10 protein-coding genes are annotated in these 12921 nt (G+C 62.3%); 5 read left to right on the top strand and 5 right to left on the bottom strand.

The window, feature by feature from the left end:
- Window positions 1-216: 216 nt before the first annotated feature.
- Both J5J09_RS14450 and J5J09_RS14445 read left to right on the top strand, forming a co-directional pair.
- Window positions 217-1452: a putative DNA modification/repair radical SAM protein gene (locus J5J09_RS14450; protein ID WP_208551585.1), complete on the top strand. Its 1236-nt coding sequence runs from the start codon at window positions 217-219 to the stop codon at window positions 1450-1452.
- Window positions 1452-2912, top strand: a complete 1461-nt coding sequence (locus J5J09_RS14445) for a UdgX family uracil-DNA binding protein (protein ID WP_208551584.1) — start codon at window positions 1452-1454, stop codon at window positions 2910-2912. The genes J5J09_RS14450 and J5J09_RS14445 overlap by 1 nt, the downstream gene beginning before the upstream one ends.
- A 3-nt stretch (window positions 2913-2915) precedes the next feature.
- Here the strand turns inward: J5J09_RS14445 and J5J09_RS14440 are convergent, their stop codons facing one another.
- From J5J09_RS14440 to J5J09_RS14430, 3 genes are read right to left on the bottom strand one after another with little or no spacing between them, the layout of a single operon-like run.
- On the bottom strand, window positions 2916-3380 hold the full coding sequence (locus J5J09_RS14440) for an SRPBCC family protein (RefSeq protein ID WP_208551583.1): 465 nt from the start codon (window positions 3378-3380) through the stop codon (window positions 2916-2918).
- Between the two features lies 1 nt (window position 3381).
- Window positions 3382-3822, bottom strand: a complete 441-nt coding sequence (locus J5J09_RS14435) for an SRPBCC domain-containing protein (RefSeq protein ID WP_208551582.1) — start codon at window positions 3820-3822, stop codon at window positions 3382-3384.
- Window positions 3815-4168 (bottom strand): metalloregulator ArsR/SmtB family transcription factor, encoded by a 354-nt coding sequence (locus J5J09_RS14430; RefSeq protein ID WP_208551581.1) that lies wholly within the window; start codon window positions 4166-4168, stop codon window positions 3815-3817. The genes J5J09_RS14435 and J5J09_RS14430 overlap by 8 nt, the downstream gene beginning before the upstream one ends.
- 146 nt (window positions 4169-4314) lie before the next feature.
- On the opposite strand from J5J09_RS14430, the gene J5J09_RS14425 reads away from it, so the two are divergent.
- Entirely contained in the window at window positions 4315-5166 is an 852-nt protein-coding gene (locus J5J09_RS14425; RefSeq protein WP_208551580.1) for a DMT family transporter, read from the top strand.
- Window positions 5167-5199: 33 nt separating this feature from the next.
- Here the strand turns inward: J5J09_RS14425 and carB are convergent, their stop codons facing one another.
- The gene (gene carB, locus J5J09_RS14420) at window positions 5200-8694 is read right to left on the bottom strand and encodes a carbamoyl-phosphate synthase large subunit (protein ID WP_208551579.1); all 3495 of its coding nucleotides are present in this window, start codon (window positions 8692-8694) and stop codon (window positions 5200-5202) included.
- A 243-nt stretch (window positions 8695-8937) separates the two neighbouring features.
- Here carB and J5J09_RS14415 point away from each other — a divergent pair, with 243 nt between their 5' ends.
- Window positions 8938-9660: a DUF1868 domain-containing protein gene (locus J5J09_RS14415; RefSeq protein WP_208551578.1), complete on the top strand. Its 723-nt coding sequence runs from the start codon at window positions 8938-8940 to the stop codon at window positions 9658-9660.
- A gap of 100 nt (window positions 9661-9760) precedes the next feature.
- Complete coding sequence (locus J5J09_RS14410) at window positions 9761-10429, top strand: glutathione S-transferase (protein ID WP_208551577.1); 669 nt, start codon at window positions 9761-9763, stop codon at window positions 10427-10429.
- A 60-nt stretch (window positions 10430-10489) separates the two neighbouring features.
- Here the strand turns inward: J5J09_RS14410 and J5J09_RS14405 are convergent, their stop codons facing one another.
- The gene (locus J5J09_RS14405) at window positions 10490-12841 is read right to left on the bottom strand and encodes a methyl-accepting chemotaxis protein (RefSeq protein WP_208551576.1); all 2352 of its coding nucleotides are present in this window, start codon (window positions 12839-12841) and stop codon (window positions 10490-10492) included.
- Window positions 12842-12921: the final 80 nt, after the last annotated feature.

The following is a 12921-nucleotide window of genomic DNA, read 5'->3' as shown; positions in this document are numbered from 1 at the left end:
TGAGGCGTGGAGAGTGCCTCGCGGCGCGTGAATGGACAAATATGAAATTTTGATTGAATCCCCGCGACGGCGACAGCGATCAAAAGTCTCCTAGAGGCCAATGGTGACAGACGATGTCAGCAGACACGGATCCGGGCGGCGTACAGCGGGCGAGAGCCATCACAACACAACCTTTCGATGTTTGACTTTTAGAAATGGAACATATAGTGAACATACATGGTTGTAAAGACGCTGAAAGAACGGCTCGCGATCCTTTCGGATGCGGCGAAATATGATGCATCGTGTGCATCCAGCGGCACGGTGAAGCGCAATTCCTCCGCCTCCGGAGGGCTCGGTTCGACGGAGGGCTCCGGCATCTGCCATGCCTACGCGCCGGATGGACGATGCATTTCGTTGCTGAAGATCCTGCTCACCAATTTCTGCATTTATGACTGCGCCTATTGCATCAACCGCTCCTCCAGCAATGTTGCGCGGGCGCGTTTCACACCTGACGAGGTCATCTGGCTGACGCTCGAATTCTATCGACGCAACTATATCGAGGGGTTGTTTTTATCATCGGGCATCATCCGCTCTTCCGATCATACGATGGAGGAGATGGTGCGGGTGGCGCGGGAGCTTCGGACGACCCATAATTTTCGCGGTTACATCCACCTGAAGACCATTCCTGAGGCATCGCAGGCGCTGATCGAGGAGGCGGGGCTTTATGCCGACCGGCTGTCGATCAACATCGAACTGCCGACAGACAAGGGAATTACCGATTACGCGCCGCAAAAACAGCCGGCCGGTATTCGCAGGTCGATGGGCGCGTTGCGGCTGAAGATCGAGGACATGGCGGAGCCGACGCTGAAGACCAAACGCCGGCGCGTGTTCGCGCCTGCGGGGCAGAGTACACAGATGATCGTCGGTGCCGATGGGGCAAGCGATGCCACCATTCTCGGCACGAGTGCGCGGCTCTACGGCAGCTACCATCTGAAACGCGTCTACTATTCGGCCTTCAGTCCGATCCCGGATGCCTCGAGCAAGCTGCCATTGGTCAAGCCGCCGCTGATCCGGGAGCACAGGCTCTACCAGGCGGACTGGCTCTATCGGTTTTACGGCTTCGACATCGGCGAGATCACGTCCGCGCGACCTGATGGCATGCTTGATCTCGACCTCGATCCGAAACTGTCCTGGGCGCTCTCGCACCGGGACCGCTTTCCGGTCGACGTCAACCGGGCGGAGAAGGAGATGCTGCTGCGGGTGCCTGGCTTCGGCACGAAGACGGTGGCAGGCATTCTGGCGGCGCGCCGCTTCCGGCGGTTGCGGCTTGATGACCTGAAACGTCTCGGGGTGTCGCTGAAGAAGGTGCGCCCGTTCATTGTCGCGGAGAGCTGGACGCCGATGCGGCTTGCCGATCGGGGCGATCTTCGCGGGCTTTTCGCGCCGCCGCCCGAGCAGCTTGCGTTGTTCTGATGCAGGAGGTCGTGCTCAGGGGCAGGGGTGATTTTGCGGAATGGCGTGACGCCGCCAGAGCTCTGCTGATGGGGGAGATCGAACCAGACAAGGTCTCCTGGCTGTGTGCGGACAGAGCGGGCGGCGGGCTGTTCGCAAGCGCGGGCAGCGTCTTGCCCTCACCGCGACCCGGTGCGAGGCCGCCCACGGTTCCGGCGCCCTTCGTTCACCTGGCCGAAGCGGTCATCTGTCATTCCGATCCTGGACGCTTTTCGCTGCTCTATCGTCTGCTGTGGCGATTGGCCGGTGACCGTGCTCTGCTCGGCATGCGCACGGACGTGGACGTGGTGGCGGCGCATCGGCTGGCAAAATCGGTGCGACGGGATTGCCATAAGATGACGGCGTTTGTGCGGTTCAAGGAGATGCCGCTTGCGCCGGGAGAGGCGGGGCGGCGACGGTTCGTGGCATGGTTCGAGCCGGACCATTTCATCGTCGCCCGCACCGCACCGTTCTTCCAGCGCCGGTTCACCGACATGGACTGGCTGATCGCATCTCCCAAAGGGTCGGCATCGTGGGACGGGGCGACGTTGCGGGCGACAGACGAGGGTGCGGAGAAACCCGATCTGTCGGATGACACCGACGATCTCTGGCGCACCTATTATGCCTCGATCTTCAATCCGGCGCGGCTAAAGGTCAAAATGATGACGACCGAGATGCCCAAGAAATACTGGAAGAACCTGCCGGAGGCCGATCTCATTCCCGGCCTCATCGCCTCGGCGGAGGCGCGCGTCATCGAAATGGCGGCCCAGGCGCCGACGATGCCGCCGGCATTTCATCACCGACTGCGACGGGAGGAGGAACCCGCGCCCGTCGTCGCGGGGGAGACGTTGGAAGCGGTGCGTCAGGAGGCGAATACCTGCACCTTGTGCCCGCTTCATTGCAAGGCGACCCAGACCGTCTTCGGCGAGGGGCCAGAGCGAGCTTCCGTCATGCTGGTCGGGGAGCAGCCGGGCGACGAGGAGGACCTTGCGGGTCGGCCGTTCGTCGGGCCGGCCGGCCGGTTGCTCGATGGCGTGCTGGAGGAGACCGGAATCGACCGCCGTGCGCTCTATCTCACCAATGCCGTCAAGCACTTCAAGTACGAACCGCGCGGCAAACGCCGCATCCACCAGCGTCCGAATGCGGGCGAGGTGCAGAAATGCCGGTGGTGGCTAACCAAGGAAATCGACCTCGTCAAACCGCGCATGGTCGTCGCTATGGGCGCGACCGCTGTCGCCGCCCTGACCGGCGAGACCGGGCCACTGGGCGACATGCGGGGCGAGCGCATGCTGGAGGATGGGCGGCGGCTGTTCGTCACCGTCCATCCCTCCTACCTTTTGCGTTTGCCGGATGAGGATCGCCGTATGCAGGAGATGGAACGTTTCCGGCAGGATTTCCGGGCGATCGCCGGGCGTATGGCGGCCTTATCGGCCGCTGGATGAGCGTCAGGCGGCCCGTTTCTGGACGTAAGCATCCAGTTTCGCGAGCGTTTGGCGGCCGCCATCCACGGCTCCGAACTTCAGCGTTGCGTTACGGGCTTCTGCCGTCGGGAAGACCAGCGTCAGCGAGACCATGGTCTTGTCTCCCCGTTCTTCTAACGAGACGATTCCGATGAAATGCGCCGGTTCTCCCATCTCGCCACCATGGTCGTAGACGATGCGGGAGGGCGGGGAAATTTCGGTGTAGCGAATCCAGTTGGGCCAGTGTTTTCCGTCTGGCCCGATCATCGTGTAGCGCCAAAGGCCTCCGACCGAAAATTCCATCTCATGTGTATCGTTGGTGAAGCCGTCTGGTCCCCACCAGGCGTCCAGATGCCTGGCGTCGGAAAAGGCTTCGAACACGAGTGGCCGGGGTGCCGACACCAGGCGTTCGACGCGGAGGATCTTGGCGGGATCGAGTTCGGCGGACATGTCAGTTTGCTCCCTTTTCAAGAACGACCTGGAGCCTGTCGAAGTTCTGTTCGTTGGCGGCGTGGAGGAAGCGTTCGATTTCCAGGTTTTCCTCCGTCCGCTCGAACACCATGCGCCAGGAAAGACGTGTGCCGTCCGGTTCTTCTACGAAGGTCATCTCCAGCGGAAAGGCGTGGACAGGTCCGTGATGGAATGCCCGTATCCGCTCTCCGGCGACCACCTCCTCGAAGCTCCAGCGATTGTGAAACTCGTCGCCGTTCGATGCGATCATGGTGACGAGCCAGTCGCCGCCGGGCCGCAGGTCGAATGCGGTAATGCGGTTTGTGAAGCCGTCAGGTCCCCACCAGATTTCCAGCGTTTGCGGGTCGGCGAAGGCGTCGAACAGCGTTTGCCGACTGACCGGGAAGAGGCGGTCGTTGAGGATTTCAATCTTGTCAGTCATTGATGTCGCCCTTCTGTGTGCGCTTGTCCTGCAAAGTCGCGAGATAGGTATCGAGGCGCTCCAGCCGGTCCTCCCAGAGCTTGCGGTAGTCCGCGAGCCAGCCGTCCACCGCCTGCAAAGGTTCCGCCTCAAGTTTGCATGGTCGCCACTGGGCATGGCGGCCACGCGAGATCAACTTGGCGCGTTCCAGAACCTTCAGGTGCTTGGAAATCGCCGGAAGGCTCATCGAGAAGGGCGAAGCGAGTTCGTTCACTGTCGCTTCGCCTTGAGCCAGGCGCGCCAGGATGGCACGACGGGTTGGGTCGGCGAGGGCGGAGAGGGTTTCCGACAGAGGATCCGGAGCCATAGTTATCTCATCGGTTAATTAACCTGATAGCTAATTAGTGTCGAAAAAACCTTGTGTCAACACGCATCCGATTTGACAGCGAGATGAGGTGTGGAGATAGTCGCCGGACGAGGAAAGCCGCCCCCGTGACGGAGCGGGAGGGATGTTTGCGGTCGACATTTATTCTGACAGCGGTGGCCATGGTCGCCTTTGCGGCCAATTCGCTTCTGGCCCGTCAAGCACTTGGCGTGCCAGCGATCGATCCCGCCGGCTATACGGCGCTGCGCGTCATCTCCGGCGCTATTGTTCTCTTCCTGCTGTTTCGGCGGAGGCGCGGACTGACCCACGGTGGCAGCATTCCCGGAAGCTGGCCGGCGGCATTGGCGCTGTTTCTGTATGCCATCGCGTTTTCGGCGGCCTATGTCGACCTGGGTGCGGCAACGGGCGCGCTGATCCTGTTTTCCTCGGTACAGGCGACGATGCTGGTCTATGCCGTCGCGCGGGGCGATCGGCCCAACCTTAACGAGGCGCTCGGTTTTGCCGTCGCGTTCGCTGCCTTCGTCTATCTCGTCCTTCCGGGCGCAGGCCGCCCGGATCTCTTTGGCAGTCTGTTGATGATCGTCTCTGGCGTGGCTTGGGGAGCCTATACGCTGCTTGGTCGTGGTTCTGTCGATCCGCTAGGGGAGACCGCAGGCAATTTCGCTCGTGCCTCCGCGTTCTGCATCCCGCTTGGGTTTTATGCGGTGTTTGACGAAACTGCGACAACCGCCGGCGTCACGCTTGCGCTCGCCTCTGGTATCGTCGCCTCCGGTCTCGGCTATGCAGTCTGGTACAGCGCGCTTCGTGGTTTGACGACCTTCCGGGCAGCACTGATCCAGCTTTCGGTTCCCGTCATCGCGGCGGCCGGTGCGATCCTATTGCTTGGAGAGAGCCTGACGCTGCATTTTGTTATCGCAGGTGCTGTCGTCCTTGGCGGTATTGCGTTCGCCATTCTCGCAAAACAAAAAAGGCAGGCTTGAGACCTGCCTTTTCAATGAGTTGGCGGTGTTTTCTCAGAAGTAGCTCTGCAGCGGGCGCACTTCAAGCTGGCCACTCTTCAGCGCGCGGATCGCTTCCGCCGCGGCCAGCGCGCCGGCCATCGTGGTGTAGTAGGGCACCTTCTGCATCAGCGCGGCGCGGCGCAGCGACTTCGAATCCGAGATCGCCTTGTTGCCGTCCGTCGTGTTGATGACCAGCTGAACCTGGCGGTTGCGGATTGCGTCCTCAATGTGCGGACGGCCCTCGAGCACCTTGTTGATCTTGATCGCTTCGATGCCCTTTTCGGCAAGGAAGCGCTGGGTGCCGCCGGTCGCCATGACCTTGAAGCCGATTTCGGTCAGGATGCGGATGGCGGGCAGAACACGCTCCTTGTCCTCGTCGCGGACGGACACGAAGACGGTGCCGTCGCGCGGCAGTTCGACATTGGCGCCGAGCTGGCTCTTGGCAAAAGCGAGCGCGAAGTTCGTGTCGAGACCGATGACCTCGCCGGTCGAGCGCATTTCCGGGCCGAGCAGCGTATCGACGCCTGGGAAGCGGGCGAACGGGAACACCGCTTCCTTGACGGCGATGTGCTTCAGCGCGCGCGGATCGGGCTTCTCGCCATAGGCCTTAAAGACCGGATCGAGCTTTTCGCCGGCCATCACGCGGGCGGCGATCTTGGCGATCGGCGCGCCGATGGTCTTGGCGACGAAGGGCACGGTGCGCGAGGCGCGCGGGTTCACCTCGAGAACGTAGACAACACCATCCTTGATGGCGAACTGGACGTTCATCAGGCCGCCGACATTCAGCGCCTTCGCCATGGCCTTCGCCTGACGTTCAAGCTCGTCGGTCATTTCCGCCGACAGCGTGCGCGGCGGCAGCGAGCAGGCGCTATCGCCCGAGTGAATGCCAGCTTCCTCGATATGCTCCATGATGCCGGCGACATAGACGTCCGTGCCATCGCACAGGCAGTCGACATCGACTTCGATGGCGTTGGTCAGGTAGCTGTCGAACAGCAACGGGTTCTTGGAGAGAAGCGTGTTGATCTGGCCGGTTTTGTCGTTCGGATAGCGCTGCTTGATATCCTCGGGAACGAGTTCTGGAACGGTATCGAGCAGGTAAGCCTGCAACTGGCTTTCCTGGTGGATGATCTGCATGGCGCGGCCGCCGAGCACGTAGGACGGACGCACGACGAGCGGGAAGCCGATCTCGCTTGCGACCACGCGTGCCTGCTCGACCGAGTAGGCGATGCCGTTATTCGGCTGGGTCAGGTCGAGCTTCGTCAGGAGCTTCTGGAAGCGGTCGCGGTCTTCGGCGAGATCGATCATGTCAGGCGCGGTGCCGAGGATCGGGATGCCATTCTTTTCCAGCGCTTCGGCAAGCTTCAGCGGGGTCTGGCCGCCGAACTGGACGATGACGCCGACCAGTTCGCCCTTTTCCTGCTCGGCACGCATGATCTCGATCACGTCTTCGGCCGTCAGCGGCTCGAAATAGAGACGGTCGGAGGTGTCGTAGTCGGTCGAGACTGTTTCCGGGTTGCAGTTGACCATGATCGCCTCATAGCCGGCGTCCTTCAACGCGAAGGCGGCATGGCAGCAGCAGTAGTCGAACTCGATCCCCTGGCCGATGCGGTTGGGACCACCACCGAGGATGACGACCTTCTTACGATCGGAGACCTGCGCCTCGGAGCGCGTTGCCCCGACAAAGGGCGTCTCGTAGGTCGAGTACATATAGGCCGTCGGCGAGGCGAACTCGGCGGCGCAGGTGTCGATGCGCTTGTAGACGGGACGCACGCCAAGACCGTTGCGCAGCTCGGCAACTTCCTTCGGACGCTTGCCGGTCAGCGAGGCGAGGCGCGCGTCGGAGAAGCCCATGGCCTTCAGCATGCGCAGGTTTTCGGCATCCTGCGGCAGGCCGTGCTCGCGGATGCGTGCCTCCATGTCGACGATCGCCTTGAACTGGGCGATGAACCACGGATCTATCTTGCAGCCTTCATGCACTTCGGCTTCAGACATGCCGAGGCGCAGCGCCTGGGCGACCATGCGGAGGCGATCCGGGGTCGGCGTGCCGATCGCGGCACGAATGGCGTTCTTGTCGTCGGCGCCGTCGCCGTTGGCGCCGAGGCCGGGGATTTCGATCTCGTCGAGGCCGGTCAGCCCGGTTTCGAGGCCACGCAGCGCCTTCTGCAGCGATTCCGCGAAGGTACGGCCGATCGCCATCACTTCGCCGACAGACTTCATGGCGGTGGTGAGCACAGGCGAGGCGCCCGGGAATTTCTCGAAGGCGAAGCGCGGGATCTTGGTGACGACGTAGTCGATCGAGGGTTCGAACGAAGCGGGCGTCGCGCCGCCGGTGATGTCGTTTTCCAGTTCGTCGAGGGTGTAGCCGATCGCGAGCTTGGCGGCGATCTTGGCGATCGGGAAGCCGGTCGCCTTCGACGCAAGGGCGGACGAGCGCGAGACGCGCGGGTTCATCTCGATGACGACGAGGCGGCCGTCCTTCGGGTTGACGGCGAACTGAACGTTCGAGCCGCCGGTCTCGACGCCGATCTCGCGCAGCACCGCGATCGAGGCGTTGCGCATGATCTGGTATTCCTTGTCGGTCAGCGTCAGCGCCGGCGCGACGGTGATGGAATCGCCGGTGTGGACGCCCATCGGATCGATGTTCTCGATCGAGCAGATGATGATGCAGTTGTCCGCCTTGTCGCGGACGACCTCCATCTCATACTCCTTCCAGCCGAGCACGGACTCCTCGATCAGCACTTCTGTCGTCGGTGACGCATCGAGACCGCCGCCGACGATGTCGAAGAATTCCGAGCGGTTGTAGGCGATACCGCCGCCGGTGCCGCCGAGCGTGAACGAGGGCCGGATGATGGCCGGCAGGCCGACATGGTCGAGCGCCTGGGCGGCGATCGCCATAGCGTGGCTCATGTAGCGCTGCTTGCGGTCGCTCTCGCCGAGGTTCCACTGATTTTCGAGTTCGTCGAGCGCCTTGTCGAGATCTGCGCCGGAGAGCTTGGCGCGCAGTTCGGCGCGAGCGGCCTCATGCGTCTTGCGGTCTGCATCCTTGATGTCGGTGGCGTTGGCCAGCATGGAGCGGGGCGTTTCGAGCCCGATCTTCGCCATGGCCTCACGGAAGAGCGCGCGGTCTTCCGCCTTGTCGATCGCCTCCGGCTTGGCGCCGATCATCTCGACATTGTAGCGGTCCAGAACGCCCATGCGCTTCAGGGAGAGGGCGGTGTTGAGCGCGGTCTGGCCGCCCATGGTCGGCAGCAGCGCGTCCGGGCGCTCCTTGGCGATGATCTTGGCGACAACCTCAGGGGTGATAGGCTCGACATAGGTCGCGTCAGCGAGGCCCGGATCGGTCATGATCGTCGCCGGGTTGGAGTTCACCAGGATGACCCGGTAACCTTCTTCCTTTAGCGCCTTGCAGGCCTGCGTGCCGGAGTAATCGAATTCGCATGCCTGGCCAATGACGATCGGTCCAGCGCCGATGATGAGGATGGACTTGATATCTTGGCGCTTCGGCATCGGCGTCTTCCAATTTCTTGTTGCGCGAAAAACCGGCCAGGGCAATTTACCGGCCGGGGCGCGCAAGGAGGGTCTTTTCAGGCTAGAAGCGGCTTATAGGGAAATGTTTGCCGGAGCGGAACCCCGGAAATGACGAATCCCGCATGATTTATTCGCGCATCTGACGATGTGATTTCTGAAGGCGTCACACCGACGTTGCACTGTTTGCCTAGACGGCATTTTCCAGTTCAAGCAGGAACGATCATGGACCAGACCAGTCTCGCCGCCCGCCTCCAGACATACGCAAGGAAAAGCAACGCTGCGCCGCCCCGGCATTTCGGCACGCGGTACGACGCGAGCGGCACTTTCCTGCCCGAACCGGGTAATACGGTCGTCTGCCACCTGATGCCGGGAACGGAGACGGAAAGGGCGCTCGCAGATGCGCGTCAGAGATATCTCGACATGCCGGAGGCAAGGCAGCTGGCGTTCACACCGCTCTCCAGCCTGCACATGACGCTCTTTCAGGGGATCATCGAGTATCGGCGGACGGAGGGTTACTGGCCGGTGGATGTGCCGCTAGAGACTCCGATCGAGGATATGACGGCGATCCTGGCGCAAAGGGTGGCGGGCTTCTCCCCCGGTCCGGCCTTCCAGATGAAAGTCGTCGAGGCGCTGCCGACCGGGTTGACGCTCGAGGGCGCGACGGAGGCTGACCGCAGGGCTTTGATGGACTGGCGCAACCGTCTCGCAGATCTGTTCGGCTACCGTCATCCCGACCACGATACCTATGTCTTCCATATCACCTTCGCCTATGTCACCGATTGGTTCGACGAGGAGGCGCTGGCGCGGTGGCATGCGATGCTCGACGAGGTTGCTAAGGATATCCAACGGCGCGCACCCGTTCTGGAGCTGAAGCCGCCGACATTCTGTTCATTTGAGGACATGAACCACTTTGAGGAACTCATCGTGTTGCCGGTGTCCGGCTGAACGGAAACGGACGGTTCGGAAACCGCAGGCCGGTCTCGGGCGTATTAAGGTGCACCCCTCATCGCCGCCGGATCATCTCCGGCCAACACCGGAGACCTTCATGATCCTCGTTCACTATCTCGAAAACTCACGTGCCCACCGGATACTCTGGTTGCTGGAGGAACTCGCGGTTCCCTACGAGGTGAACGTCTACCGGCGCCGTCCTGACATGCAGGCGCCGCCGGAATTGAAGGCGGTGCATCCGCTCGGCAAGTCGCCGGTGATCGAGGATGACGGCAGGACCATTGCCGAAAGCGGTGCGATCATCGAATATCTGGTGCAGACCTATGGCGGCGACGCCCTGCGACCAAGACCGGGAACAGATGAGGCGCTGCGCTACACGTACTGGCTTCACTACGCGGAAGGCTCGGCCATGCCGCTTCTGGTGATGAAGCTGATCTTCTCGAAGCTGCCCGGACAGGTGCCGCTCCTCATTCGTCCCGTTGCAGGCCTGATTTCGAACGGCGTGTCGGCGAAGCTTCTCGACCCGCAACTCGCCAACCATCTGGCGTTCTGGGAGAGCGAGGTATCGCGCGGCGGCTACTTCGCGGGTGAGGCGTTTTCGGCGGCAGACATCGCGATGAGCTTTCCGGTGGAGACGGCGATGAGCCGCTATGCGGGGGCGGCTGATACCCGAAATCTTCGTGCGTGGCTTAACGCAATCCGCTCCCGTGGCGCCTACAGTCGGGCACTGGAGCGGGGAGGGCTCTACGCCTATTCGGAGACTTGACCGCTGTTAAGACGCAAGGCCGCCGGTCACGCCGGCTGCCACGCGTTCCGCGGTTGGTCGTCAGAACTCCTGCCATTCTTCGGCGGTGTTCCCGCCGGCGGTCTTGGTGAAGGCCGCGGCAATCTTGTTGCCGAGCGCACGTGCCGGCGATGGCGCGGGACGGGACTGGGCGCCGGCGACAGACGGGCTTGCGGGTGCGGCGGGCGCCCCCCTCGCAGGCATCGCCGCGGGCTGCGACGCGCCAACGAGGCCCAGGTTGAACTGGGCCAGACGGTTGGAAAGTGCAGACACCTCCTGCACCAGCGTGTGGGAGGCGGCATTCGTTTCCTCGACCATCGCGGCGTTGCGCTGCGTGCCCTGGTCCATGACGTTGATCGCGGTGTTGATTTCCTGGAGCGAAGTCGACTGTTCGCGCGCGGCCATGACGATGGCCTGGACGTTGCTGTTGATGTCCTGCACTTCCGCAACGATGGCTTCCAGCGCTTCGCCGGTTTCTCCGACAAGAGCCACGCCGTGTTTGACATGGTCGCCCGAGGCGGTGATCAGCGACTTAATCTCTTTGGCGGCATTGGCGGAACGCTGGGCGAGTTCGCGAACTTCCTGAGCCACGACGGCGAAGCCCTTGCCTGCTTCCCCGGCACGAGCGGCCTCGACGCCCGCATTGAGCGCCAGCAGGTTGGTTTGGAAGGCGATCTCGTCGATCACGCCGATGATGTTGGAGATCGACTCGGACGATTGTTCGATTTCGCTCATGGCGGCAACAGCCCGGCGGACGACCTCGCCCGAGCGCTCCGCGCCATCCTTGGTGCGGTTCACAAGCTCACCGGCATCCTCCGCGCGCCGGGTGGAATCCTTGATCGACTTGGTGATTTCGTCGAGCGCGGCCGCAGTTTCCTCGACAGACGCTGCCTGCTGCTCGGTTCGCTTGGCGAGGTCATCGGCAGCCGCACTGATTTCTTCCGAGCCACTGCGGATGGTCGCGGCGTTTTCCGAGAACGACACCATCGCCGCCTGCAGCTTCTCGATAGACTGGTTGAAATCGGTGCGAACCGAATCGAGGTTGGCGGTAAACGGACGCTCGAGACGAACAGTCATATCGCCGTTTGCCAGACGCGAAAGCCCGGCGCTCAATTCGTCGACGACGAAACGGATATCGGCTTCGCGGGCGCGGTGCTCCTTGGAGCGTTCCTGACGATCGAGTTCCTCCTGCTCCAGTCGGGCCTCGTCCTTCTTCTCCAGTTCGAGCTTTTCGCGACTGTTGTTGAGCAGGATTTCCAGTGATCGCGACAGGTCGCCAAGTTCGTCGGTGCGATCGACATTGGTCAGCGTGACATCGAAGCGGCCTTCGGCAATCTGCGTGGTCTGGTCGACGACATCGGCGATCCGGCGCACGAAGCGGCGCGCGATCAGCCAACCCGCGACGCTGAGGACGACGACGCCCGCGACAATGATCAGGGCGGCCGTTGCGATGAGGCTATTCAGTTTGGCAAAGACGGTGGCTTCCGGCACCGCGGCGATGGCAAACCAGCTTGCACCTTCAAAGGGCTCGATGGGCACTGCCACGGCGAGAAGGGGTGTTCCGTCCTTTGCCGGCAGGGCCACAGCATCGCCGGGGGTCGCGACAACCTTTTGCCAGGCGGCGGCATCCAGGCCGGACTCGGCGAGGCTTTTGCCGACGATCGTGCTGTCGGGATGGGCTACAACGGCGCCGGCGGCGGAAAGCATGGCGATGAAGCCGTCGCCAAGGGGTTTCTTTTCCGCAAGCTGTTGCGAGGCTTCGGCGAGATCGATATCGGCTCCGACATAGCCGACGACCTTGCCGTCGGCTTTTGCCGGCACAGAGATCGTCGTCATCAAGACGTCCTTGCCGTCGACCGGATAGACATAGGGTTCGAGCAGGACGGGCTTGCCGGTATCGTGCGGCAGGATGTAGTAATCGCCGGCACCCGGTTTGTCGTAATCGACCAGCACATCCGTCTGGATCGCGCCACCGCTTCGGAAGATATACGGCACGAAGCGTCCGCTTGCATCGTGTGCGGGGGCGTTGACGAACTCGCTGTCCTTGCCGTCGAAGGTGTCGGGATCCCAGCCGGTCGACACACCCACCAGGTTCGGTGCGCGGGCCAGGAATTCCTGCATCAAGGCCATGACGTTGTCGCGCGTCGCGGTGCCGGAAGTGCGAACGGCACTGATCGCGGCTTCCATGTCCGCAACCAGCTGATAGTCCTTGCGCAGGTCGGATTCGATCTCGGCTGCGTTTTGTGCCGCAGCGAGCGTCATCTCGGTGATGCTTGCGTCGCGAATGCCGGAATAGGTGACGTAGAGCAGTGCTCCGGCCGCCGTCATGGTTGTCGCCAATCCCAGGGCAACGATCGAGAACACGTTCCTGCTTGTCGCCGACCTGAATATCATGACACCCCTCGCTCCCTCGGTGATTGGATCCAGCCGGCGACAACGGTAGGTAAACGTCGTTAACAAACCCTTGCTTCAAT

Origin of the sequence: Ciceribacter sp. L1K22 (assembly GCF_017599385.1) — a bacterium.
In the GTDB taxonomy this organism is placed as follows: Bacteria; Pseudomonadota; Alphaproteobacteria; order Rhizobiales; family Rhizobiaceae; genus Allorhizobium.
Note: the sequence above shows the minus strand (reverse complement) of the source record. Positions and strands in the feature narration are given on the sequence as shown.

Bases quoted from the DNA above. Each gene is read 5' to 3' on its own strand.
- J5J09_RS14450 (WP_208551585.1), top strand. From the start codon at position 217: ATGGTTGTAAAGACGCTGAAAGAACGGCTCGCGATCCTTTCGGATGCG.
- J5J09_RS14445 (WP_208551584.1), top strand. From the start codon at position 1,452: ATGCAGGAGGTCGTGCTCAGGGGCAGGGGTGATTTTGCGGAATGGCGT.
- J5J09_RS14440 (WP_208551583.1), bottom strand. From the start codon at position 3,380: ATGTCCGCCGAACTCGATCCCGCCAAGATCCTCCGCGTCGAACGCCTG.
- J5J09_RS14435 (WP_208551582.1), bottom strand. From the start codon at position 3,822: ATGACTGACAAGATTGAAATCCTCAACGACCGCCTCTTCCCGGTCAGT.
- J5J09_RS14430 (WP_208551581.1), bottom strand. From the start codon at position 4,168: ATGGCTCCGGATCCTCTGTCGGAAACCCTCTCCGCCCTCGCCGACCCA.
- carB (WP_208551579.1), bottom strand. From the start codon at position 8,694: ATGCCGAAGCGCCAAGATATCAAGTCCATCCTCATCATCGGCGCTGGA.
- J5J09_RS14415 (WP_208551578.1), top strand. From the start codon at position 8,938: ATGGACCAGACCAGTCTCGCCGCCCGCCTCCAGACATACGCAAGGAAA.
- J5J09_RS14410 (WP_208551577.1), top strand. From the start codon at position 9,761: ATGATCCTCGTTCACTATCTCGAAAACTCACGTGCCCACCGGATACTC.
- J5J09_RS14405 (WP_208551576.1), bottom strand. From the start codon at position 12,841: ATGATATTCAGGTCGGCGACAAGCAGGAACGTGTTCTCGATCGTTGCC.